This window comes from Devosia sp. Root635, assembly GCF_001427605.1.
In the GTDB taxonomy this organism is placed as follows: domain Bacteria; phylum Pseudomonadota; class Alphaproteobacteria; order Rhizobiales; family Devosiaceae; genus Devosia.
The window spans coordinates 48,704-72,956 of sequence record NZ_LMGZ01000021.1; the positions used below are offsets into that span (position 1 = coordinate 48,704).

Annotated in this window: 20 protein-coding genes and 3 tRNA genes; 5 read left to right on the plus strand and 18 right to left on the minus strand. The window is 63.3% G+C overall.

Features of this window, described 5'->3' with window-relative positions:
- Positions 1 to 11 precede the first annotated feature (11 nt).
- From ASD80_RS14345 to ASD80_RS14370, 6 genes are all read right to left on the minus strand, one after another.
- Positions 12 to 1,625: an FAD-dependent oxidoreductase gene (locus ASD80_RS14345; RefSeq protein WP_200950335.1), complete on the minus strand. Its 1,614-nt coding sequence runs from the start codon at positions 1,623 to 1,625 to the stop codon at positions 12 to 14.
- Complete coding sequence (locus tag ASD80_RS14350) at positions 1,622 to 2,659, minus strand: LacI family DNA-binding transcriptional regulator (protein WP_056234089.1); 1,038 nt, start codon at positions 2,657 to 2,659, stop codon at positions 1,622 to 1,624. The genes ASD80_RS14345 and ASD80_RS14350 overlap by 4 nt, the downstream gene beginning before the upstream one ends.
- A gap of 284 nt (positions 2,660 to 2,943) precedes the next feature.
- Positions 2,944 to 3,020: transfer RNA gene (locus tag ASD80_RS14355), tRNA-Asp, on the minus strand.
- 229 nt (positions 3,021 to 3,249) lie between these two features.
- A tRNA-Val gene (locus tag ASD80_RS14360) sits at positions 3,250 to 3,325 on the minus strand.
- A 128-nt stretch (positions 3,326 to 3,453) separates the two neighbouring features.
- Positions 3,454 to 3,726, minus strand: coding sequence for an HU family DNA-binding protein (locus ASD80_RS14365; protein ID WP_056234092.1), 273 nt, complete (start codon positions 3,724 to 3,726; stop codon positions 3,454 to 3,456).
- Between the two features lie 206 nt (positions 3,727 to 3,932).
- A complete protein-coding gene (locus ASD80_RS14370) occupies positions 3,933 to 5,132 on the minus strand; it encodes a TCR/Tet family MFS transporter (RefSeq protein WP_056234454.1) in 1,200 nt (399 codons plus the stop codon).
- 210 nt (positions 5,133 to 5,342) lie between these two features.
- Between ASD80_RS14370 and ASD80_RS14375 the strand changes: the two genes are divergently transcribed.
- Positions 5,343 to 5,825, plus strand: a complete 483-nt coding sequence (locus tag ASD80_RS14375; RefSeq protein WP_056234095.1) for a hypothetical protein — start codon at positions 5,343 to 5,345, stop codon at positions 5,823 to 5,825.
- A 438-nt stretch (positions 5,826 to 6,263) separates the two neighbouring features.
- Here the strand turns inward: ASD80_RS14375 and tet(30) are convergent, their stop codons facing one another.
- Positions 6,264 to 7,448, minus strand: coding sequence for a tetracycline efflux MFS transporter Tet(30) (gene tet(30), locus ASD80_RS14380; RefSeq protein WP_082555310.1), 1,185 nt, complete (start codon positions 7,446 to 7,448; stop codon positions 6,264 to 6,266).
- An 84-nt stretch (positions 7,449 to 7,532) separates the two neighbouring features.
- On the opposite strand from tet(30), the gene ASD80_RS14385 reads away from it, so the two are divergent.
- Positions 7,533 to 8,168, plus strand: coding sequence for a TetR/AcrR family transcriptional regulator C-terminal domain-containing protein (locus tag ASD80_RS14385; RefSeq protein WP_056234098.1), 636 nt, complete (start codon positions 7,533 to 7,535; stop codon positions 8,166 to 8,168).
- A 303-nt stretch (positions 8,169 to 8,471) separates the two neighbouring features.
- On the opposite strand, the gene lon is transcribed toward ASD80_RS14385, so the two are convergent.
- The 6 genes from lon to ASD80_RS14415 form a co-directional block, all read right to left on the minus strand.
- Entirely contained in the window at positions 8,472 to 10,904 is a 2,433-nt protein-coding gene (gene lon / locus ASD80_RS14390) for an endopeptidase La (protein ID WP_056234101.1), read from the minus strand.
- A gap of 223 nt (positions 10,905 to 11,127) precedes the next feature.
- Complete coding sequence (locus ASD80_RS14395; RefSeq protein ID WP_162247369.1) at positions 11,128 to 12,276, minus strand: helix-turn-helix transcriptional regulator; 1,149 nt, start codon at positions 12,274 to 12,276, stop codon at positions 11,128 to 11,130.
- Between the two features lie 130 nt (positions 12,277 to 12,406).
- Positions 12,407 to 13,684, minus strand: a complete 1,278-nt coding sequence (clpX, locus tag ASD80_RS14400) for an ATP-dependent Clp protease ATP-binding subunit ClpX (RefSeq protein WP_056234107.1) — start codon at positions 13,682 to 13,684, stop codon at positions 12,407 to 12,409.
- A gap of 174 nt (positions 13,685 to 13,858) precedes the next feature.
- Positions 13,859 to 14,488, minus strand: a complete 630-nt coding sequence (locus tag ASD80_RS14405; RefSeq protein ID WP_056234110.1) for an ATP-dependent Clp protease proteolytic subunit — start codon at positions 14,486 to 14,488, stop codon at positions 13,859 to 13,861.
- Between the two features lie 353 nt (positions 14,489 to 14,841).
- Complete coding sequence (locus ASD80_RS14410; RefSeq protein WP_056234114.1) at positions 14,842 to 15,072, minus strand: hypothetical protein; 231 nt, start codon at positions 15,070 to 15,072, stop codon at positions 14,842 to 14,844.
- 119 nt (positions 15,073 to 15,191) lie between these two features.
- Entirely contained in the window at positions 15,192 to 15,587 is a 396-nt protein-coding gene (locus ASD80_RS14415; RefSeq protein ID WP_056234117.1) for a YciI family protein, read from the minus strand.
- A 152-nt stretch (positions 15,588 to 15,739) separates the two neighbouring features.
- On the opposite strand from ASD80_RS14415, the gene ASD80_RS14420 reads away from it, so the two are divergent.
- On the plus strand, positions 15,740 to 16,996 hold the full coding sequence (locus ASD80_RS14420; protein WP_056234120.1) for a cytochrome P450: 1,257 nt from the start codon (positions 15,740 to 15,742) through the stop codon (positions 16,994 to 16,996).
- Positions 16,997 to 17,133: 137 nt separating this feature from the next.
- Here ASD80_RS14420 and ASD80_RS14425 read toward each other — a convergent pair whose 3' ends face one another.
- From ASD80_RS14425 to ASD80_RS14435, 3 genes are all read right to left on the minus strand, one after another.
- Positions 17,134 to 18,606, minus strand: coding sequence for a bifunctional ADP-dependent NAD(P)H-hydrate dehydratase/NAD(P)H-hydrate epimerase (locus ASD80_RS14425; protein WP_056234122.1), 1,473 nt, complete (start codon positions 18,604 to 18,606; stop codon positions 17,134 to 17,136).
- 287 nt (positions 18,607 to 18,893) lie between these two features.
- Positions 18,894 to 20,273, minus strand: coding sequence for a trigger factor (gene tig, locus ASD80_RS14430; RefSeq protein WP_056234124.1), 1,380 nt, complete (start codon positions 20,271 to 20,273; stop codon positions 18,894 to 18,896).
- A 48-nt stretch (positions 20,274 to 20,321) separates the two neighbouring features.
- A tRNA-Leu gene (locus ASD80_RS14435) sits at positions 20,322 to 20,406 on the minus strand.
- A gap of 383 nt (positions 20,407 to 20,789) precedes the next feature.
- On the opposite strand from ASD80_RS14435, the gene ASD80_RS14440 reads away from it, so the two are divergent.
- Positions 20,790 to 21,128 carry a P-II family nitrogen regulator gene (locus tag ASD80_RS14440; protein ID WP_035079039.1) on the plus strand — a complete coding sequence of 113 codons (339 nt, stop codon included), beginning with the start codon at positions 20,790 to 20,792 and terminating at the stop codon, positions 21,126 to 21,128.
- Between the two features lie 70 nt (positions 21,129 to 21,198).
- Positions 21,199 to 22,608, plus strand: a complete 1,410-nt coding sequence (gene glnA / locus ASD80_RS14445) for a type I glutamate--ammonia ligase (RefSeq protein ID WP_056234127.1) — start codon at positions 21,199 to 21,201, stop codon at positions 22,606 to 22,608.
- 126 nt (positions 22,609 to 22,734) lie between these two features.
- Here glnA and ASD80_RS14450 read toward each other — a convergent pair whose 3' ends face one another.
- Together ASD80_RS14450 and ASD80_RS14455 are read right to left on the minus strand one after the other, a co-directional pair.
- Positions 22,735 to 23,418 (minus strand): PilZ domain-containing protein, encoded by a 684-nt coding sequence (locus ASD80_RS14450; protein ID WP_056234130.1) that lies wholly within the window; start codon positions 23,416 to 23,418, stop codon positions 22,735 to 22,737.
- Positions 23,419 to 23,545: 127 nt separating this feature from the next.
- On the minus strand, positions 23,546 to 24,193 hold the full coding sequence (locus tag ASD80_RS14455; RefSeq protein WP_056234132.1) for a PilZ domain-containing protein: 648 nt from the start codon (positions 24,191 to 24,193) through the stop codon (positions 23,546 to 23,548).
- Positions 24,194 to 24,253: the final 60 nt, after the last annotated feature.

The following is a 24,253-nucleotide window of genomic DNA, read 5'->3' on the forward strand; positions in this document are numbered from 1 at the left end:
TGTTGAGTCGTTCAATATCCGCGTACGTCGGGCCAGTGGATCTCGATCCCCTCGCCATGGAGACGTGCCTGGAAGTCGGTGAGCTGGGCCTGGTTTTCCTGCACCTGGTGCGGTGTGAGCCCGTGATTGAGACAGTGCGCGGCGAGCAGGCCGGCGACTTCGCCGACATTCCACTCGACCGGATGCAGCCGGTAGCAACCGTTGGTGATGTGGGTGGTGCCGATATTCTTGCCGGCCGGCAGCAGGTTCTTCACCCGGCGCGGCAGCAGCGCCCCCAACGGGATTTCGAAGGGCGCGGATTCCACGTCGACATAGTTGTCGCCACCCGTGGAGGGATGGAGATCGATGCGGTACATGCCGATACCGATGCTGTCCCTGTAGGACCGCGACAGGGCATTGCCATGGACGGCCATCGACACGTCCTGCTCCACGATGCGGGTAACTGGCAGAATGCGGCGGCTTTCCCGGATATAGGGCGCCATGGCCAGGCCATGATCGGTGCCGGTGACGTCGCCGCGCAGGCGCAGGCCGGGAAAGCCGACCCCGCCATCGACGCGCGGGGCTTCGGTCTGCAGCCAGTAGAACACCGCATAGGAGAGATCGGCGGCGGCCTTGAGGTGGTGCGCCTTCTCGTTCTCGGACACATCGATGATCGTGTGTTCCATATAGTCGATCATCGGCCAGTTCACGAGGCAGATGTCCGAGCCATAGGCGCCGGGCACGAAATTGCGCCGGGCGGCGATACGGCGGAAGGTCCAGAGATTGCCGTCGCCGGGATTGCGGCGCTGATCGGCATCGACCAGCAGCGGGTCGTCGTCCGGATTGGGCGTGAAGCTGCGTTCGGTGATTTCGAGCGTGCGCGGATGCGGCGCCTTGAAGCCCAGCAGCGGGCCGCCCCAGAATTCGGGCTGGTATTGCCGCCAGAAATCATAGTTTTCCGGCTTGTCGATGGTCTGGTCACCGTCGACGTGATCGATGGCGAAGCATACCGACACAGCCTGCACATTGTCGGGCTGGGCCACCGCCGGCGCGCTGGGCTCGCCGGTATCGGACTGCGCTTCGAAGCCCTTGGCATATTCGGTGCCGGTGAGCGGCAGCAGGTCGCCAAGCTCGGTGGCGTCCACCACATAGTCGGCGGAAACCTCGATACGCGCGCCGCCATCGCGATGTTGCAGCGTGATCGAGCGGACAGTATCGCCGTCGACATCGGCGGTCACGGGCCGATAGGGCTGCAACACAATGAGCTGCCCGCCGCCGCGCCATGGCGCCAGCATAGCTTCGATTACGGCGACGCCGACGCGAGGTTCGGCGCAGAGCCGGCTGACCCAGCCGGCACCGGGGTTGAGATCGCCCCAGGCGCGGCTTTCCGCCGTCAGCGGATAGTGATCGCGATAATACTGGCGGATGCCGTTGCGGAGCTGGCGATAGCTGCGGGTGACGCCGAACTGCTCGACCCAGCTATGCTCGTCGGGCGGCACGGCCTGGCTGGTGAGCTGGCCGCCAAGCCAATCATATTCCTCGCTCATGATGACGGTGCGGCCCGAGCGCAAGGCGCCGAGCGCAGCGGCTACGCCGCCCAGCCCGCCGCCGGTGATGAGGATGTCCGCGCGCAATTCTTTGGTCATTTGATCCGGATGGTCTGGGTGGAAACGGGGCCGAGGGTTTCGCCCTCGACCGGTTCGCAAGGCAGCAGCAATTGCTCGACGGGCGCATCGTCCTCGACGCGACGCACCAGCATCTGCGTGGCGGCGCGGGCCATGGCCTCGCGCGGGATGGCAAAGGAGGTGAACCGGGTGCCGGTGGCCTGCTCGGCCCGGATGTGGTTGCCGATCACCACGATCGACAAATCGCCGGGAATGGAGAGACCACGATTGCGGGCCAGCGCCTCGACGGCGATCGCGTCGGCCAGCTCGGTGAAGAAAACGCAGGTGGCGTCGGCGGCGAGCAGGATGTCGAGCACTTCGGCGGCGGGGCGGCCGACGGCATTGATATTGGTGACGAGATCGGCCCCGCCGATGGCCTCCTGAAAGCCCTGCCAGCGATCCTCAGAGGATTCGGCACCCTGATTGAGGCCGACATAGGCGATGCGGTGGTGGCCGAGGTCGCGGGCGCGGTGGACCAAGGCCGAGGTGGCGGGGGCATAGTCGCCGCCGACATAGGGCACGGGACCGCCGGCATCGTCGCGGCGGCCGACGGCGACGAAAGGAAAGTCGCCGGTTACCAGGCGCTCCAGCTCGGCTGGATCGAACTGGCGACCCAGGATGATGCAGCCGTCGGCAAGGCGCAGGCGGACATTGTCGCCGAAGATCTTGCGCCTGGTGCCGGCGCCGGTGAGCAACAGCAGGTCGTAGCCCAGCTCCTGCGCCGCCTCCTCGATGCCGAGCAGGAAGGGCGTGAAAAAGTCTGCTTGCGCCGAGGGAAAGGCCGGCTCGTAGGTGAAAACGCCGAGGATGCGGTTGAGGCCCTTGACCATGCGGCGGGCGACCGGATCGGCGACGTAGCCGGTGTCGCGGATGACCTTGTTCACCCGATTGCGGGTTTCGGCGGGAATGCGGCCGTCATTGCCATCGGCGCCGTTCAGCACCAGCGATACGGTCGCCTGGCTCACCCCGGCCAACCGAGCGATGTCGCGTTGCGTCAGGCGCTTTGCAGCCGCCATTGCGTTCTCCTCAAGCCGCTAATGCGTATTAGCAGTTATGCGTATTAGCAAATTGAAATGCTGTCAAGGATGGGGAGATAAGTCGCTGGGGACATCGGCTTCGGCGGAGGAATGCGGCGGAGCGGCGCCCCGCTGAGGCTGGGAATGGCTGGGGTTGAAGCACGCCGGCGCTATCAGTTCGACTTTAGCGCGCCGGACAAATGTCGGCGCCTGCTCAAGCGAAAAGCGGACAATGCCATCAGGCACCACCCTTGCAAGTCTCTGGCAATTTCAAAGAGAAAGGGTGGCGCGAGAGACGGGGCTCGAACCCGCGACCTCCGGCGTGACAGGCCGGCGCTCTAACCAACTGAGCTACTCCCGCAGCGCGGGCGAACTGGTCGTTCGCGCAACGTGGCGTCCGTTTACCGAGCACCTTGGTCCAAGTCAAGCGAGCAAGTTGGGATCGACGCGACATTTTCATGAATGTCGAAGCCAGATGTGGAAAAGTGCCTGCGCCACAGGCGCTAGCGGCAATTGCCTGAAGCGTAAGGTGAGATTCGCGCGACGGGCGAATTCGTTAGCAGACTGCTAACATCGAGAGGGGGAAACGATGGTGGGCGATGACGGGCTCGAACCGCCGACATCTTCGGTGTAAACGAAGCGCTCTACCAACTGAGCTAATCGCCCGCAGGACCGAATGGTCCGCGAAGGTGGCCCTGATTAGGGCCCCTGCCCGCCAGCGTCAACCGGCAAAAATGAAATGGCCCCGGCGCAAAGCGCTCGGGGCCGATCGGTATGCCGATCCAGGAGCGGTCTTAGTTGATCGCGTCCTTCAGGCCCTTGCCGGGCTTGAACTTGGCCTGGTTGGAGGCCGGGATCTTGATCTCGGCGCCGGTGGCCGGGTTGCGACCGGTCGAAGCCTTGCGCTGCGATACGGCAAAGGTGCCGAAACCGACCAGACGGACTTCTTCACCGGACTTCAGCGAGCCGGTGATTGCCTCGAACACTGCGTCCACAGCTTCAGCGGCCTGTGCCTTGGTGATCGTCGCTTTGTCGGCGACGACGCCAACCAGATCGTTCTTGTTCATAGCGTTTCCTCACAGTGAATTGCCCGCCCTCGCTGGCGAACCTAAAACGCGGCAACCCTTGGTCGATTCTGTACGAAAGGCAAGGATTTCCGGGCTTTTCACGAGGCCGGACGGTGCAAAGCTGTTAATGGACCGGAAACTTCAGCCTCGCAAGTCCGGATTGTTGGTTTTCGCCGGTTTTCCGGGCTTTCCTGCCTGTTCCGAGCCTATTCGCCAACCGCGGGAGCCGGCGTGGCCCGGCGCCTGATTCCCAGCATAAGGGGTAGTGCCAACAGGTAAATTCCGGCCCCGATGATCCAGATCAGCCCCGGCCAGGTGCCCCGGATGGCGAAATAGGTGAAGCTGAAAAACAGGGGGCCGAAGACCGCAGCCAGGCTGACCAGGCTCGCCAGCACGCCCTGCAACTGCCCCTGCTTGTCGGGCCCCACCTGAGTCGTGGTGAGCGATTGCAACGCCGGCATGCCGATGCCGCCGAGCGCGAAGAGCGGCGCCAGGGCAAAGACGATCCAGCCCTGGGTCGCGATCCCCATAATGCCAAGGGCGGTGAGTTCGCAGGCCATGCCGACGACCAGCGCCCAGCGCTCGCCGAGCCGCGCCACGGCGGGACCGGTGAGAAAGGCCTGGGCGCCGGCATGGAAGACGCCATAGGCACCGAGCGACAGGCCGATCATCAATCCATCGAAGTGGAAGGCATCCTCACCGAACAGCGCCCACATGGTGCCATAGATGGTGCCGACGAAATTCATGATGACGAAGATGGCCATCAGGGGAATCAGGGCCTTGAAATCGAAGGCCCATTTGAGCGGTTTGAACGGGTTGAGCGTATCCCAATCGAATTTCGCCCCTGGCGTGCCCTTGCGCGATTCGGGCAGCACGAACAGGGCCAGGGCGAAGTTGACGCCATTGAGCAGGGCCGCCGCGATAAAGGGTGCGCGAACCCAGATATCGCCCAGCACGCCGCCCAGCACCGGCCCGATGATGAAGCCGATGCCGAACATGGCATGGAACAGGCCGAAGCGCCTGGCGCGTTCTTCCTCGGTCGAAATGTCGGTGATGTAGGCCGTCGCCACCGCCATATTGGCGCTGGTAATGCCCGAAATGGCGCGGCCCAGCACCAACATCCAGAGCTCGGGCGCGAAGGCCATGACGAGATAGTCGATGGCGGCGCCGGCCAGCGAGACCAGCAGGACCGGACGGCGGCCGAAGCGGTCGCTGAGCACGCCCAGAATGGGCGAGAACAGGAACTGGCAGGCTGAATAGAGCGCCAGCATAATGCCGAGCAGCGTAGCGACCTCGGACATATGCCCGACATCGCGCAACAAAGCCGGCAGGATGGGAAAGATCAGGCCGATGCCGATGGAATCGAGCGTGACGGCGGCGAGAATGACGATGAGGGCCTTGTTCAAGGGATGCTCCTGGTAGCCGCCAGCCGGCAAAGGGAAGTAGGGTGTTCACGGGCGCGTTACAAGCCCGGCTGGTTATGAAGGCCGGTGCTGACAGAGGGTGGCAGCAGGGCCGGCGGGCATTGCGCCGCCTTTGACGTGCCCCCTATTCGAGGGCTGATCGCCTCGGCAGGTGCTGGCACGATGGGGTACTCAGCAAAATGGAATTTCCCGATGACAAAAAACTTCGTGGTGGCGATCAGCGCGGCGATGCTGGCCATGATCGGTCCGGCCCAGGCCTGGATCCTTGAGGATGACGACTTCATCCCCGCGATCAGCCAGGTGGACCAGACCGGCCAGTTTGAACTCAGGATGATCTGTGACGCGCTGATGGGCAGCTATGCCATGCGGCTCACGACCAACCAAATCTGGTCGGATGCCGATGCCGGCTCCGGTGACGTGCAGGTCGCCTTCGAAATAAACGGCGACCCGCGCGGCAGCCATGGATTTGTCCCTGCGCGGGGACGCAGCGATAGGCTGGGTGCAGATGTGGTGGAACTCACGCTCTACGAGGGCGCCGCGGGCTGGGACCGGATTGCTACAGCACTGCCCGTGGCAAAGGACATGATCGTCATCCAGTATGGCGACCAGGCGATCGAGTTCGAGGCCGGCAACTACAACGACGCGAGCTGGGAGCTGTACGACGCCTGCTCGTAATGCGGACATGTCCAGGCACTCTTGTCGTAACCAGCCGGGCCCGTACGCCTTGCCGGAACACTCCCCTCGGGGGGTATTCGTCCATGAACCTGCGGGCGGCAAATATTGCGGTCGACTCCATCCCCCAATGGTGGGTTGGCCCCGATATCGGGGCTAAACATCCCCCACCCTTGAACCCTCCCCGCAAGGGGAGGGAGTCGACTGAAACATTGCGGCCTGCCCGTTTTCATATGCGATTCCCCCTGCGTCCAGGGGAGGAGCGGCGGATTTGGCGAGGTCGAGTTCTGGATTATCCAGGCACCTGCCCCGCGCGCCTCGCCCTGCTCCGGGCTTTCGGACCAATGCGGACATGGATCCCTGCCTGCGCCGGGATGACATCGCGTCAGTTGATGTCATGAGGTCATATGGGGGACCGGGGTATGCTCTATGCGCGGCTGCTCACGCGGCCACGGTCTTTGGCGTCCTGACCGTGGCGAACAGCGGTGTTGCCAGCAGATAGAGCCCTGCCCCGACGATCCAGATCGTGCCGATCCAGATGTCCTTGGTCGAGAAAAATATCGCTGTGGTCAGCACCGGCCCGACGATGCCGGCGAGGCTCATCAGGCTGGCCATCACGCCCTGCAACTGACCCTGCTGGTCATCGCCGACGCGACTGGTCAGCAGCGACTGCAGCGCCGGCATGGCGACGCCGCCCAGGGCAAAGAGCGGCGCTACCGCATAGCCCATCCAGCTCTGGTCGGCGAAGGCCATCAGGATATAGGCCAGCATATCGAAGGCGACGCCGATCATCAGTGTTCCCAGATCGCCGAAGCGGCGCGACAGCGGCCCGACGAGAAATGCCTGGGTCAGCGTGCCGCAGATGCCGAACACGGCGAAGGACAGGCCCATATGCACCAAATCCCAGCCAAAACGCGCGGCGCCGTACAGCACCCAGATGGTTCCGGGGATTGCCGCAACGAGGCCGAAGACGACCGATACGGTGACCATGGGCAGCAGGGGCCTGAAATTCCACAGCCAGACCAGCGGGCGCAGCGGGTTTAGCTCCTTGACGTCGAACTTGCCTTGGCTGGCCTTGCGGCTTTCCGGCAGCACGAAGAGGGCGACGAGCAGGTTGATGCCGTTGAATGCCGCCGCCGCCAGGAAGGGCGACCGCAACCACCAGGCGCCCATGACGCCGCCGATCACCGGGCCGATGATAAAGCCGGTGCTCATCACGGCGCCCACAAGGCCGAAGCGTTGCGCGCGCTGATCCAGCGGGGTGATGTCGGTGATATAGGCGCTGGCCACCGCCATGTTGGCGCTGGTGATGCCGGCCATGGCCCGGCCGACCACGAGAATCCAGCCAAGCGGCGAAAGCGCCATGACCAGGTAATCGATCAAGGTGCCGGCCAGCGAGAGCAGCAGTACCGGGCGCCGGCCGAAGCGATCGCTGAGCGCGCCCAGAACCGGGGAGAAGATGAACTGCATCAGCGCATAGACCACCAGCATGAGGCCGTAGAGCAGAGCGATGTCACCATTGGCGGTGACCTCGGCCAGCAGGTCGGGCAGGATGGGGAAAATGAGGCCACCGCCAATGGCGTCGATGGCTACAGTGGCAAGAATGACAATCAGGGCCTTGTTCACGAGGACCTCCAGAGGTACTTTATCGGTGATAAATCAATTTATCGGCGATAAGCACCCTTATCATCGATAAGTCAAGGGGCGTGCATGGCTATTGATCGTGATCGTATCGTCGACGAGGCGCTGGCTCTGCTCAACGCGGTGGGCATCGACAAGCTGACGACGCGGAAGCTGGCCGAACGCCTGGGCGTGCAGCAGCCGGCGCTGTATTGGCATTTCAAGGACAAGTCGGCTTTGCTCGACGCGGTGAACAGCGCGATGCTGGCGCGGTACCACACCCATCGCCTGCCATCGCCCGGACAGGACTGGGTGGACTTCACCTTCGCCAATGCCCGCAGCATCAGGTCGACGCTCCTCTCGGTGCGGGATGGCGCGCGCCTCACGGCCGGCACACGGCCATCGGAGAGCGAGTTCGCCGACACCGAAAAGGTGTTGCGGCTCTATGTCGATGCGGGCTTTTCACCGGCGGAGGCCTTCGGCATCGCCATCTCGGTGACCCGCTATGTGGTGGGCTACGTGCTGGAGGAACAGGGCGAGCGCGAACGCAGCGACGAGGAAGCCGATGACGGCGTCAACGCGATGGCGGAGGTGGCGGCATTCCCCCTGTTGTCGGAAGCGCTGGTGCCGCTGTTCAAGACGGGAACCATCAATACCGAAGCCGTGTTCGAGGGCGGGCTGCGCTATATGGTGGAGGGGATGAAGCGGAGTTTGGCGGAGCGGTGAATGGGGCGGGTTGGATGGCGCTGCATCCCGCGATGCTCTCCTTCTCCCCTCGTGGGAGAAGGTGCCCTCCGGGTCGCTTCGCGCCCGAAGGCAGGCTCCGGGCGGATGAGGGGACGCGGGGCCAGCCCCGGCATTGAAGCATGGCAGGACGCAGACCCCTCACCCGCAATTTCTTCTGGACGAAGCCCCCTCTCCCACAGGGGGCGAGGGGGGCTCCACTCAAAGGGCCGGACGGTGCCATAGCCCGCAAAACAAAACGGCGGCCCTTTGTGGACCGCCGTTTTTCATTCAATCCCAGCCTGTTTAGTGCGGCAGGCCGGCTGTGGCGTCTTCGCCGGTGTCGACCGTGGTCGAAACCGCAGGCGTGGTTTCCTCAAAATTCCATTCGATCGGCTCGGGCTTGCGGACAAGCGCGCGCTCGATGACCTGGTCCATGCGGGAAACCGGCACGATTTCCATGCCTTCCTTGACGATGTCAGGGATCTCGGCGAGGTCGCGAACGTTCTCTTCGGGGATCAGGACGGTCTTGATGCCACCGCGCAGCGCTGCGAGGAGCTTTTCCTTGAGGCCGCCGATGGGCAGCACCCTGCCCCGCAAAGTGATCTCGCCGGTCATGGCGACATCGTTGCGGACGGCAATGCCGGTCATGACGGAGACGATGGCGGTGGCCAGCCCGATACCAGCCGAGGGACCATCCTTGGGGGTGGCGCCTTCGGGCAGGTGGACATGGATGTCGCGCGTGTCGAACATCGGCGGCTTGATGCCGAAATCGATGGAGCGTGAACGGACATAGGCCGTTGCCGCAGTCAGCGATTCCTTCATCACTTCCTTGATGTTGCCGGTGACCGTCATGCGGCCCTTGCCCGGCGTCATCACGCCTTCGATGGTCAGCAGCTCGCCGCCAACCGAGGTCCAGGCCAGGCCCGTCACCAGGCCGACCTGCGATTCGGCTTCGATTTCGCCGTGCTTGTAGATGTCGGCGCCGAGGAAGCGGGTGAGCTTTTCCTCATCGATGACCACGGTCTTGACCTTCGTCTTGACAATCTCGGTCACGGCCTTGCGCATCAGCTTGCTGATTTCGCGCTTGAGGTTACGCACGCCCGCTTCGCGGGTATAGCGCTGGATCAGGGCGGTCAGCATCTCGTCGGACAGCTCGAACTCGCCATGGGCGAGGCCGTTTTCCTTGAGCGTCTCGGGGATCAGGTGCTGCTTGGCGATCGCGTGCTTCTCCTGCTCGGTATAGCCGGACAGGCGAATGATCTCCATGCGGTCCATCAGCGGGCCGGGAATGTTGAGCGTGTTCGAGGTGGTGACGAACATCACGTCGCTCAGGTCGTAGTCGACCTCGAGATAGTGATCGGCAAAGGTGTGGTTCTGCTCGGGATCGAGCACTTCGAGCAGTGCCGAGGACGGGTCGCCGCGGAAGTCCTGGCCCATCTTGTCGATCTCGTCGAGCAGGAAGAGCGGATTGGACTTGCCGACCTTCTTGAGCGACTGGATGACCTTGCCGGGCATGGAGCCGATATAGGTGCGGCGGTGGCCGCGGATTTCGGCTTCGTCACGGACGCCGCCCAAGGCCATGCGCACGAATTCGCGGCCCGTCGCCTTGGCGATCGACTTGCCCAGCGAGGTCTTGCCGACGCCCGGAGGGCCGACGAGGCAGAGGATCGGGCCCTTGAGGGTGCCGGTGCGGCCCTGCACGGCCAGATATTCGAGGATGCGTTCCTTGACCTTTTCGAGGCCATAGTGATCCTCATCCAGCACCTTTTCGGCGAGGACCAGGTCGCGCTTGACCTTGCTCTTCTTGCCCCAGGGCAGGCCGAGCAACGTATCGAGATAGTTGCGGACGACGGTGGCTTCGGCCGACATCGGGCTCATCGACTTGAGCTTTTTCAGCTCGGCCTCGGCCTTGGTCCGGGCTTCCTTGGACAGACGGGTCCTGGCGATGCGCTCCTCGATCTCCTGGATCTCGTTGGAGCCCTCTTCGCCGTCGCCCAGTTCCTTCTGGATCGCCTTCATCTGCTCGTTGAGGTAATATTCGCGCTGCGTCTTTTCCATCTGGCGCTTGACGCGGGAACGGATGCGCTTTTCCACCTGCAACACGCCGATCTCGCCTTCCATCAGGCCGAGAATCTTCTGGAAGCGCTCGGCGACCGAAACGGTCGAGAGCAGGTCTTCCTTCTCGTTGATCTTGATGACGAGGTGGCTGGCAATGGTATCGGCGAGCTTACTGTGGTTCTCGATCTGCCCGACGGCGGCGACGACCTCGGCCGAAATCTTCTTGTTGAGCTTCACATAGCTCTCGAATTCGGTGGTGGCCGAACGCGACAAAGCCTCGATCTCGGTGGCGTCTTCCTCCGGCTCGGGCAGGATGGAAGCCTCGGCCTCGAAATAGTCCTCGGTCTGCAAGTACCGGTCGATGGTGGCGCGGTTGAGCCCTTCCACCAGCACCTTGACGGTGCCGTCGGGCAGCTTGAGCAGCTGCAGCACGGTGGCGATGGTGCCGGTGGCGTAAATCTGGTCCGGAGCCGGATCGTCGTCCTGCGCGTTCTTCTGGGTCACGACGAGGATGTGCTTGTCGTCGCGCATGACTTCTTCAAGCGCCTTGACGGATTTCTCGCGGCCGACGAACAGCGGCACGATCATGCCGGGGAAAACGACGATATCACGCAGGGGTAGAACTGGGTAAACCCGGTCCCGGCTGAAATCGCCAGTGGCGGGGGTGACGTCCGTCATCTCGTATCCTTTCCGGGGCGCGCGGGAGGAAGGAGAGAGGTGCGCGCCCGTTATAGACAGCTCCAGCATTCGAGGCTGGGCTGATTCCGGTTAATAAATAGGTTCGCCTATGGGGCCCGCAAGTCAACCTTCGCGCTTTTGTGACGGTTAAGACGTGAACGCACAGGAGATATGCGGGCGCGGGCGGGAACAGCGGTGTGGCCTGCATCCATGATTGATGCGATCAGCCCAGGATCCGGCTACGCAGGTCGGCGATGGCCCGTACCATGCCGACCTGCCGCGCCACGCCGAGCTTGTGCATGCCGGCCTTCACCTGGTCGCGCACGGTATGCAGCGAGACATCGCGCTGGCGGGCGATCTCGTCGATGGTCAGGCCATCAGCGACCATGACCGCAACGGCAATCTCGCTCACCGTCATGCCGAACTCGGCCTGCAATTGGGCATCAAGCGCCGCGGCGCTGACCTGCGGCCGCAGGGCGACCAGCAGATAGGGCTCGGAAGAGCCCGGCGGCAGGCCAAGGGGGATGCTGCCGAGCTTGTCGCTATCGAGGCGGCCCATGCGCACCACGCCGCCATGCCCCCACCGGTCCTGCGCCCGCACGACTGACGATACCGAAGCCCGTCCGTCGCTCAGCCCCGACAGGGCTTTCTGCAACGCGGAATCGGCATATGGATCGACGAAATGCAGCCGGCCCAACGCATCATAGCGCAGCCAGGCGCCCTGCTCCGCCAGTTCCAGCGCCTGGCTGTTGGCATATCGGACCTGCCTTGCGCCGTTGATGGCGAGAATAGCCCCACCCCCGCCCGGGACCACGGGATCGCCCAATTCGGCATGGGCGATCCCATCGAAATGGACCCGCCCGATCTCGAGGGCATGGCGCATATGCGGCGCCAGAATCCGCAGCGTGCGTAACCAGCCATCTTCGTAGTGAGCGTAGCGCTGCTCCATGTTGCCGCCCAGCACGAAGAAGCGCGAATGGTCACGCGCCAGCACGACCCCGGCCCCGGTGCGCACATCGCCCTGCGGCAGCACCCACTCATTGTAGAAACTGGTCGCAAACAGCTCTTCTTCGGGCAAGCACTGCGCCGAGGTCACCGGTACACCGACGGGCGCACGCGCCAATCCGTCGGCCCACGCATTCAATTGCCCGTAATGCTCGGCATAGGTGGCCATGAAGTCCGGATCATAGCCGTAATACAGCGGCTCCGGCGCGAAGCGCGTCTTGACGTCATAGCCGTAGAGATGGGTGCTGACCATGCCGGCAGAGGTCGACAGGCGCGTGAGGAAGGTCTGCCAATAGGACTGGTCCAGCGCTGCTGCGAACAGCACCGAGGTCAGTTCCACCACCTTGTCGACATCAAGCGTCGGCACGTCGTTCCCCCCGGCGCCCGTGCCGGACGCCACGGCAACTATATGCAAACGACTGCATGGGAGAGCAAGGGGAGAAGACAAAACGCCGGGCGCATGGCCCGGCGTTTGCAAAATTCTATTGCTGAAGACGTTATGCCGTTGCCGGCTCTTCGTCCTTCTTGCGCTCGGAATAGATGTAGAGCGGACGCACATCCTTGCCCTTCACCACTTCCTCGCTGATCACCACTTCCTCGACGCCTTCAAGCGAGGGCAAGTCGTACATGGTGTCGAGCAGGATCGCTTCCATGATCGAGCGGAGGCCGCGGGCGCCGGTCTTGCGCTCGATGGCCTTTTCGGCGATCGCCTTGAGGGCGTCCTCGTGGAAGGTGAGTTCCACTTCCTCCATCTGGAACAGGCGCTGGTACTGGCGCACCAGGGCGTTCTTGGGGGCGGTGAGGATTTCGATCAGGGCGGCGATATCGAGGTCTTCCAGCGTCGCCAGCACAGGCAGGCGGCCGATGAATTCGGGGATCAGACCAAAGCGCACCAGGTCTTCCGGGGCGACATCGGCGAGGATCTGGCCGACGCGACGGTCGTTGGGGTCCTTGACCACGGCCGAGAAGCCGATGCCCGAGCCTTCGCCGCGGGCCGAGATGATCTTTTCCAGCCCGGCAAAGGCGCCGCCGCAGATGAACAGGATATTGGTCGTGTCCACCTGCAGGAATTCCTGCTGCGGGTGCTTGCGGCCGCCCTGGGGCGGAACCGAAGCCACGGTGCCTTCCATGATCTTGAGCAGGGCCTGCTGCACACCTTCGCCCGATACATCGCGGGTGATGGACGGATTGTCCGACTTGCGGGAAATCTTGTCGACTTCGTCGATATAGACGATGCCGCGCTGGGCCTTTTCCACATTGTAGTCGGCCGACTGCAGCAGCTTGAGGATGATGTTTTCCACATCCTCGCCGACATAGCCGGCTTCGGTGAGCGTCGTGGCATCGGCCATGGTGAAGGGCACGTCGAGAATACGGGCCAGCGTCTGGGCCAGCAGCGTCTTGCCCGAACCGGTGGGACCGATCAGCAGGATGTTGGACTTGGAGAGTTCGACATCCTGGTTCTTGCTGGCATGGTGCAGCCGCTTGTAGTGGTTGTGGACGGCCACGGAGAGCACGCGCTTGGCGCGGAACTGGCCGATGACATAGTCGTCGAGCACCTTGCAGATCTCGGCAGGGGTCGGCACGCCATCGGAGGACTTGACCATCGAGGTCTTGTTCTCTTCGCGGATGATGTCCATGCACAGCTCGACGCATTCATCGCAGATGAACACGGTCGGACCGGCGATCAGCTTGCGAACCTCGTGCTGGGATTTCCCGCAGAACGAGCAGTAAAGCGTGTTCTTCGAGGTTTCGCCGTTCGTTGTCTCTTTGGACATCCTGGTCACTCCCGGGGGCAGAGCGCCCCCAAAACTCAGCGTTATCGGAAACCGTAACGCCGAAGGCATAAACAAAGTCTAAGCCGGAACGATCCTAAAGACCGTTCCGGCTCGGTGCAATTGCGCGCGGATCACAGTCCACGGCGCATCGGAGTTGTGCTTAACGTAGGTCAATCAGCTCGCGGCATCCGGAACGATGCGCTTTTCCATGACGCTGTCGATGATGCCGAAGGCCTGCGCTTCCTCCGGGGAGAGGAAGTTGTCGCGCTCGAGAGCGCGCTCGATCTCGTCGTAGGTGCGGCCGGTGTGCTTCTCATAAATCTGATTAAGACGGCGCTTCAAGCCCTCGACTTCCTTGGCATGAATCAGGATGTCGGTGACCTGGCCCTGATAGCCGCCGGACGGCTGGTGGACCATGATGCGCGAGTTCGGCAGCGAGGTGCGCATGCCTTTTTCACCGGCCGTGAGCAGCAGCGAGCCCATGGACGCAGCCTGGCCCATGACCATGGTGGCCACGGCCGGGCGGATGAACTGCATGGTGTCGTAGATGGAAAGACCTGCTGTCACCACGCCGCCGGGGGAGTTGATATAGAGCGCGATTTCCTTTTTCGGATTCTCCGATTCGAGGAACAGGAGCTGCGCCACGATGAGCGAGGCCATGTTGTCCTCGACCACGCCGGTCACAAAGATGATGCGCTCGCGCAGCAGGCGCGAATAGATGTCGAAGGCGCGCTCGCCGCGGTTCGACTGCTCGACCACCATGGGAACGAGCGTGTTCATGTAGATATCGTGCGGATCCCGCATGTGATGCCCCTTTTGCCGTGCCGGGTCGCGGACCGGGCTGGCCGTTTTCTCAGGTTTGAAACACGATCCCTTCCCGAACTCGGACATCGGGGGTCCGGGGATCATGCCGAAATTCGAATCGACGCGACGGCCGATTGCAGACTATGCCGCCTTAAGGGCGGGTAAAGGCACAGATAGGCGGCAATGGGCCGGGCTTCAATAGGTGTCGGCGGGAAGGGTGAACGCGCTGTTGGCAATCGGCACCCACCGCGTCACTCCCGCGAAAGCGGGAACCCCTGTTTACCCGAACCATCCCGAAACGGAGGTCCCCGCTTTCGCGGGGATGACTCCGCGGAGAGGCGCAGGCTTCCGGCTTAAGCCGAAAAGCTGACCGCCACGCCCTTCTTGCGGAAATAGGCCTGCATCAGCTTGCGGCCCTGGCGGTTGGACTGGGCCAGCTTGCCGGGCTCGAACACGGCTTCCTTGGCACCCTCGCTGGCCATGGCGGCCTTGAGGGCGGCAATGTGGGTATCGAGGTCTTCGTTGTCGGCCTTGATCGAGGCGTAGATATTGTCGATGGCCTGGTTCAGGGTCAGGTCGCTCATGGCATGCACTCCTCAGTCGCGCTGGCGCCTTCAAGACATCATCGGCGCGGGCTTGCCAAGCCCTTTCGGTGACTTTGTCCGGGCAGCCCCCGTGGCGCCGCCCGGAATTGGCATGGCCGTCAGGGCAGACGGAATTCCGGTCGAGCCTCGCCGGTCTCGCTGTGGCGATGATCCTCGATGAGCGGCCGGATTTCGAGGCGGCAATGGGCGGCGATGGGGTCGTCGTCGAACAGCGACACGGCTTCTGCCATGTCCCGTGCTTCCACGAGGATGAAGCCGCCCACCACCTCCTTGGTCTCGGCATAGGGACCGTCGACCAGCGACAGCTTCAGCCGACGGCGGTCGATCGTGGTGCCCGAAGCCACATCGGCCAGGGGCGAAGCGAAGAGCAGGTGGCCGGATTGGCGCAGCTTGTGGTCGTGCGCGATGGTGGCGTCGTCGACCGCGCGCATCTGTTCGGGAGTGTAGCCGGCAAAGGCGTCGGGGCCGAAATAGGCCAGGCAGAGGAATTTCATGTTCGGTCTCCTTGGTTGAACACCACCCCGACGAATGGTCCTGCAACGGCTCGACTATTTTTCCCGAGCTTTTTTGCATCGCTGGCGCCGCCCATTTGCAAGGCGCCGCAGAGCTCCCCTATTGTGGCCGGGAACCAGCCTCCCGGACAATCATGGCCGCCATTATCCAGCTCAAGCCGATCACCGACGTTCCCGCCCATCGTCGCGCCAGCGCCGAGCCGCGCGATCCGGCCTTTTTCCAGAACCCCTATGCCTTCTACGACCGGCTGCATGGGAGCGATCCGACCTTCTTCTGGGAGCAGTATGGGCACTGGTGCTTTGCCGGGTTCAAGGATGTGAGCGCCCTGCTCCGCGACAAGCGGTTCGGGCGGGAAATCCTGCATGTGGCGACGCGCGAGGAGCTGGGCATGCCTGCGCCCAAGCCGCATACGGCGGCGTTCGACCTGACCGAGAAATATTCGCTGCTGAACCTGGAGCCGCCGGGGCATACACGGCTGCGCACGCTGGTCAACCGGGCCTTTGTGTCCCGGCATGTGGAGCAGCTGCGGCCGCGCATCGCCAGGCTGGCCAACGAGATGATCGATGGGTTCGAGGGGCAGGACTCCGTCGATCTGATCAAGGCCTTCGCGGCGCCGATTCCGGCCATCATCATTGCCGAAATGATCGGTCTGCCGGCGGAAAGCGCGCCGCAATTGCTGGCCTGGTCCAACCGTATGGTGGCCATGTACATGTTCGGGGTGAGCCACGAGACCGAGCTCGACGCCAACCAGGCGTCGCAGGATTTCATGAATTTTCTCGCGGCCTCGATCGCCGAGCGGCGCAAGCAGCCGCGCGAGGACCTGCTGAGCCACATGCTGACCTCGGACCGCGACGGCGATGTGCTGAGCGAGGAGGAGGTCATGTCCACCGCCATCCTGCTGCTCAATGCCGGGCATGAGGCGACGGTCCACACCACAGGCAATGGCGTGAAGGCGATCCTCGAAAGCGGTATCGACCCGGTTACGCTTTTTTCTGATGAGGCGCAGACGGCGGCGACGGTGGAGGAGTGTTTGCGCTTCGATGCGCCGCTGCATCTGTTCACCCGCTATGCGCTCGATGACCTGGACTATGAAGGGTTGCACCTGCGCAAGGGCGATGTGATCGGGCTGATGCTGGGCGCGGCCAATCGCGATCCCAGGCGGTTTGCCAATGCGAATACATTCGACCCGTTCCGCACGGATGGCGCCAATGTGAGCTTTGGCGCGGGCATCCATTTCTGCATCGGGGCGCCGTTGGCGCGGATCGAACTGCAGGTGGCATTCAGTGAGCTGTTCAAGCGGCTGCCGAAGCTGAGGTTGGCGGAAGCGCCACGGTATAACGACGTGTACCACTTCCACGGGCTGGAGAAGCTGGTGGTGAGCTGGCGGTAGGGGCACGCCCTCGTGGTTCGAGGCTCGTGAAGAACGAGCACCTCACCATGAGGGCTACTTTAACCGCGGTGTACCAGTAGCCCTCATGGTGAGGCGGGAGCGCAGCGACCCTCGAACCACGAGGGCGTGCCGAGATTCTAGAAACTCGCCAATACCCCCGGCAGCAGCAGGGGCAAGTCCTCGCTGATCAGGCCCGGTCCGCCGAAGCGGTTGGCGGCTTCGGCGTGAAGCCAGACGGCCGCGCAGGCGGCTTCCCAGCCTGCCATGCCCTGCCCCATGAGGCCGGCAATCATGCCCGCCAGCACGTCGCCTGAGCCGGCCGTTCCGAGCCAGGCGGGGGCGTTGGCATTGATGGCGGCGCGGCCATCGGGACTGGCGATGACGGTGTCGCTGCCCTTGAGGACGATGATGGCGCCGGAATGGGCGGCGGCGACGCGGGCCTTTTCCAGCTTGCCGCCGGGCACATCGCCGAAGAGGCGCTGGAACTCGCCCTCATGCGGGGTCATGACCACCGGACGGCCATCGGCCTTGATGGCGGCAAAGAGCGCGTCGGTCTTGCCGGCAAAGCTGGTGAGGGCGTCGGCATCGAGGACGGTGGCGGCGCCGGAGGTGAGGATGGCCAGGACGTTGTCGCGGGTTTGCCCGCCGATGCCAGCGGCCGGGCCGATGACGACGGCATTGATGCGATTGTCACCCAGCAGGTCGATCAGCGCCGCGGTGTCGGCGGCGGGCTTGAGCATGACGGCGGTGACATGGGCGGCGTGGATGGTGAGGGCCGCTTCCGAGCCGGCTAGCGAGACCAGACCTGCCCCGACGCGGAAGGCGGCCATGGCCGCGAGGCGTGCGGCGCCGGTCTGCAAGGGACCGCCCGAGACCACCACGACGTGACCGCGGTCGAACTTGTTGCTTTCGTTGCCGGCGGCCGGGATCGACCAGAGGCTGGGCGTATTCTGCCAGGCACTGGCCGCTATGGACTCCAGCGCGGTTTCGGGGATGCCGATTTCGGCCAGCACCACCTCGCCGCAGCATTCGCGGCCAGGCTGCAGCAGATGGCCGGGCTTGAGGCGGAAGAAAGTGACCGTCATGTCCGACACCATGGCGGTGCCCAGCACGGCGCCGGTGGCGCCGTCGACGCCGCTGGGCAGATCGACGCTGACGACCGGTCGGCTGCTGGCATTGACCGCCGCGATGATGGCGGCGAACTCACCCTCCGCATCGCGGTCGAGCCCTGCCCCCAGCAGCGCATCGACGATCAGGTCGGCGCCTTCGATGTCCTTGTCGGTCGGCGCCTCGATGCGGCCGGTCCATTGCCCGGCCATGGCGGCGGCATCGCCCTTGAGGGCCTCGCGCGGGCCGACAAGGCGAAGCTGCACCGGCCACCCTTTCTGCTTGAGCAGCCGCGCCACCACGAATCCGTCGCCGCCATTGTTGCCGGGCCCGCACAGGACCAGTACCGAGCGCTGGTAGTAGCGTTCCACGATGGCCTCGGCCACCGCCTTACCTGCCGCCTCCATGAGCTTCTGCGACTTGATGCCGGACTGGATGGCGAGGCGGTCGGCCTCGGCCATCTGGCGCGGCGTGAGCAGGGTATCGGCTTGGGCGGTGGTCATGGATGGTCCTGCGTGTTTGGGTTTGCGCTTCGATGCTATCACACTCTCGATGTCATCCCGGCCTTGAGCCGGGATCCATCCTGAGATGGATCATCTGACACCTTGCGGCCGCGGAGTGATCTCGGGATGGGCCCCGGCTCAAGGCCGGGGTGACACCGTGGGTGGGATGGACGGTGCCACAGGAACAAAACAAAAAGCCGCCCATTTCTGGGCGGCTTCTGAACTTGGAGCAAGGCCCCCTCACCCGGCGCTGCGCGCCGACCTCTCCCCGAAGGGGCGAGGTAAGATTAGTGGTGATGCTCTTCCGGAACCTCGTCCTCGTCGGCCTGGATGAGCTTGGCCAGTTCGGTGCGGGTCATCTTCTTGTCGGTGATCTTGCCCTTTTCGGCAACGAAATCGACGACCTTGTTCTCGAAGACGGGGGCACGGAGACCGGCAAGCGCTTGCGGGTTCTTGCGGTAGTAGTCGTAGACCTGCTGTTCCTGGCCGGGGAAGCGGCGCACTTCGGCGATGAGCGCCTGCTGGTGCTCTTCCTCGGTAACATCGACTTCGTTCTGGTTGCCGATTTCGGCGACGACCAGGCCCAGGCGCACGCGGCGCTCGGCAATGGTGCGATACTGCTCGCGGGCGGCTTCCTCGGTGGTGCCTTCATCCTCGAAGGAGCGGCCGTGGCTTTCCACTTCATGCTGGACGCGCTGCCAGATGGTGTTGAATTCGGCATCGACCAACTGGGCCGGGACGTCGAACTTGTGGCCGTCATCAAGCGCATCGAGAATCTGGCGCTTGACGTGCTGGCGGCTCATCGAGGCGAGAGCGGCTTCCATCTGCGTCTTGACGGCGGCGCGCATGGCTTCGACGTTCTCGACGCCGAGGCGCTTGGCGAAATCGTCGTCCAGCTCGCCCTGGTTGGGGCCATCGACATGGAGAATCGTGACTTCGAACTGGGCCTTCTTACCGGCCAGTTCGTCGCTCTGGTAATCCTTGGGGAAGGTCACCTCGATTTCGCGGGTCTCGCCCTTCTTCATGCCGACGAGCTGCTCTTCGAAGCCGGGGATGAACTCGCCGGCGCCGACGGTCAGGTGAGCGTGATCGGAGGTGCCGCCATCGAAGGGCTTGCCCTTGATCTTGCCGACGAAGCTGAGGCCGAGACGGTCGCCGGTCTCGACGACGCCATCGTCACCCTTGTCGGTATAGCCGCGGTTCTGGGCGAAGACGCGGTTCACTTCGGCCGTGACTTCCTCGTCGGTGATGTCGATGACGGGCTTGTCGAGCTTGATGCCGTCGAGCTTCATCAGCGTGACCGGCGGCAGCACTTCATATTCGACCTCGAAAGCCAGGTCGGCCTTGCCGTCGAGCACGTCGTTGATGACGGCCTGATCGTCGGGCAGATCGACCTTGGGCTGGGCGGCGGCGCGTTCCTTGCGCTCGTCGAGCGTGTCCGAAACGGTGGAATTGATGGCGTCGGTCATGACTTCCGACATGGCCGAGCGGCCGAACATCTTCTTGATATGGGCCAGCGGCACCTTGCCGGGACGGAAGCCCTTGATGTTGGCCTGGCCCTTGAGCTCTTCGAGCTTGGCGCCAAGGCGCTCATTGAGGGCGGCGGCCGGAATAGTAACGCTCAGTTTGCGCTTCAGGCCTTCATTGAGGGTTTCGGTAACCTGCATTCGGTTTTGTCCCGTATTCATTGATCGCGTGAGGGCCAGATCCCCAGGTGGTGCGGGTGAGAGGACTCGAACCTCCACGCCTTGCGGCGCTGGAACCTAAATCCAGTGCGTCTACCAGTTCCGCCACACCCGCAAAAGGACCCGTTGGCCGGGTTGGCGTTGCATCTATATGAAGATGGAAAGCCCGTCAAAGCCTAGAGTGGGGATTTGCCGGGAATGGCGAAAACCACAGGACGCGGGCGCTTGCGCGGATCGTGGGCGCCCGCTGCCCCCGAGGCCGCCAATTGGCGACATAAGCGCCACTCCACCCATCGGCCTGTCGCCTTGGCTGGACGATTGCACAAAACTTGTGCATCCTGCCGACGTTTTGGACATTACCTGTCGAACCGGCGCGGTCCAGCACATCAGGCTATTGCAGTAAGTCTTTCGTCATACAGGCATTTTTGTCTTTCTGGCAGGCTGGCACAGGCCGTGCATACGGGGTTGCGTACTCGCATACGACACTTGGAGGCACACATGAAAAAGATCGAGGCTATCGTAAAGCCGTTCAAGCTGGACGAAGTCAAAGAGGCACTTCAGGAGGTCGGGCTGCAAGGCATTACGGTGACCGAGGCCAAGGGCTTCGGGCGCCAGAAGGGCCATACCGAACTCTATCGCGGCGCCGAATATGTCGTGGATTTCCTGCCCAAGGTGAAAGTCGAGGTCGTGTGCCCCGACGAGCTGGCCGAAAAGGCCATCGAAGCGATCCGCAACGCGGCGCAAACCGGTCGCATCGGCGACGGCAAAATCTTCGTCTACTCGATCGAGCAGGCCATTCGTATCCGCACCGGAGAATTCGGCGACGACGCGCTCTAGGGGCCCTGCCCCCGGACGCGACAAAGCCGCAATACCAACACCAGCATTCCGATTTAGACAGGGGTAAAAAATGACTACCGGAGCTGACCTCCTCAAGCGCATCAAGGACGAGAACATCAAGTATCTCGACCTGCGCTTCACCGACCCGCGCGGCAAGCTGCAGCATGTCACGCTCGACGTTTCCATCGTCGATGAAGACCTGTTCGAAGAAGGCACCATGTTCGACGGTTCCTCGATCGGCGGCTGGAAGGCCATCAACGAGTCCGACATGGTGCTGATGCCCGATCCGAACTCGGCCTATATGGACCCCTTCTTCGGCGCCTCGACCCTGGTGGTGAACTGCGACATTCTCGAGCCGCTGACTTACCAGCCCTACAGCCGCGACCCGCGCACCACGGCCAAGAAGGCCGAGGCATTCCTCAAGGCTTCCGGCATCGGCGACACCGTTGTTTTCGGCGCCGAGCCCGAATTCTTCATGTTCGACGACGTGAAGTATTCCAACACCCCCTACAAGGTCGGTTTCGAAGTCGACCATCCGGAACTGCCGTCCAACAACGATACGGCCTATGAAGCCGGCAATACCGGCCACCATATCGGCCTCAAGAAGGGCTATTTCCCGGTGCCGCCGCTGGACAGCGCGCAGGATATCCGTGGTGAAATGCTGGCCGCCATGGCCGACATGGGCGTCGTGGTCGAAAAGCACCACCACGAAGTGGCCTCGGCCCAGCATGAACTCGGCATCAAGTTCGCGCCGATGATCAAGGCCGCCGACGACGTGCAGATCTACAAGTATGTCATCCACCAGGTCGCCAATGCCTATGGCAAGACCGTGACCTTCATGCCCAAGCCGGTCTTCGGCGATAACGGCTCGGGCATGCATTGCCACCAGTCGATCTGGAAGGACGGCAAGCCGCTGTTCGCGGGCGACCAGTATGCCGGCCTCAGCATGGATGCGCTGTACTATATCGGCGGCATCATCAAGCATGCCAAGGCGATCAACGCCTTCACCAACCCGACCACCAACAGCTACAAGCGCCTGGTGCCGGGCTTCGAAGCGCCGGTGCTGCTGGCCTATTCGGCCCGCAACCGTTCGGCCTCGTGCCGCATCCCGTTCGGCCAGTCGCCGAAGTCCAAGCGCATCGAAATCCGCTTCCCCGATCCGCTGGCCAACCCCTACCTGGCCTTCTCGGCGATGTTGATGGCCGGGCTCGACGGCATCAAGAACAAGATCCATCCCGGCGACCCGATGGACAAGGATCTGTACGAGCTGCCGCGTCAGGAACTGATGCAGATTCCCCATGTCTGCGGCTCGCTGCGCGAAGCCCTGGCCAGCCTCGACCAGGATCGCGAATTCCTGCTGGCCGGTGGCGTGTTCGACAATGACCAGATCGACAGCTACATCGAGCTGAAGATGACAGAGGTCGTCAAGTTCGAGCAGACCCCGCATCCGGTGGAATACGAGATGTACTACTCGGCGTAAGGATCGCTGGATGAATGAGAAAGGGCCCCGTAACGGAGCCCTTTCTGTTTGGCTGGCAAGCTTGGAAGGCTCCCTTACCCGGCGCTACGCGCCGACCTCTCCCCAAAGGAAGAGGTAAGGAAGCGTTCAGTCGTAGCCGTAGCCTTCGGCTGTGTCGCCGGGCTCGCTGGTGTCGATATGGCGCGGCTGCAGCACGGTGACGGCGCGGCGCCATTCGAGGGGGGCTTCGAGGAGACCCTCGATTTCGTCGGGGGGCTGGCGCGCGTCGAAATGGACCGCAAAGCCCACATCGAACAGGCGCACCACGCGGCCGGGCACATGGCCGATCGTTACCGGCGCGCCGGGGATGGGCGTGGTGTCGGCCGAAATGGCGGCGCCGGAGGCCGAATAGTCGACGATGAGACAGGGCAGCACGTCACCGCCCTCGAGAATGATGACCGAACGCGGTTCGGCGGGCATGAAGCGCTTTTCCGCCCGCTTGTCGGCAAGGCCATGCCAGGGCTTGTGGCGGAAGGTCTCGATACGATCGGCGAGATCGGGCTCGGCTCCGTCGAGTTCGACCGCGAAGCCATCGGCCACATGGCGCCCGATGCGGCCATGCAGGTTGCCGAAGGGTGCGAAACTGGCCGAGACTTGCTCGCCGATGGCGCCGATGACCGGCGCGGAGACGACAAAGCCGGTAGGCGAGATGGTTCGAAGGCGACAGGCGAAGATGTTGACTCCAGGCCTGCGCGCCTGCTGGCCGAGGACGTAGCGCCCCGCGACAGTGCTGATATTGTGCAGGCTATGGTCTATTTCGGTCGCGGACATGACGCCTCCCGTAATGGCTCGTTCCGGCATGATATGCGCGGGCCATGAACACCGTGTTCACCGGCCCCACGCAGCTTTCTCCATTGCCGTAAGCAAAATTTCATCGTGCGGGCGGCGTCGGCGCGCCTCATTCGATCGGCGGCGCGACCAGGATTTCGAGCTGGTCGATCTCCTGAAGCTGGATGAATTGCAGGGCGAAACCGACATCGAGATAGCGCACGACGCGCCCGACCAGCTTGCCGATGGCCATGGGCGTGCCGAGTCCGGGCCAGATATCGGCCGACACGGCGATGCCAGACTGGGAGATGTCGATGACGAAACAAGGCATCTGCGTGCCATCGGCCAGGGTCAGGACGGTGCGCGGATCGCGCGGCAGGATACGCTTGTGTTCCCGCTTGTCGGGAACCTGCTCATGGACCCGCTTCTTCTGCCAGACGATCTTGCCGCCCAGCTTGTTGCGATCGGTGTCGCTCAGGATCAGTTCCATGACGAAGCCGGAGGGCAGCTTGCGGCTGATCTTGCCGCGCAGGATGCCGAACTCGTCGAAATGGGCGGTCACGGCTTCGCCCTCGTGGCCGATGACGGGCCCGACCACCACGGCCAGCCGAGTCGAGATCGAGCAGAGCCGGCACGCATAGACGGACACCTTGCCATCGTCGCCGACCCGCCGGTCGGAGAGCGCATAGCGACCCGCCACGGCGCCGATAAAACGGACGTCGTGCCAGTCAAAATGCGATCGTGACGGTGTGTTGCCACCGTCAGCGCTCTGAAACATGGGTCCATCGCCCCCAATAGTTTCGCTTCCAGAAGAAACCATAGGTGCTAGTTCTTAAGG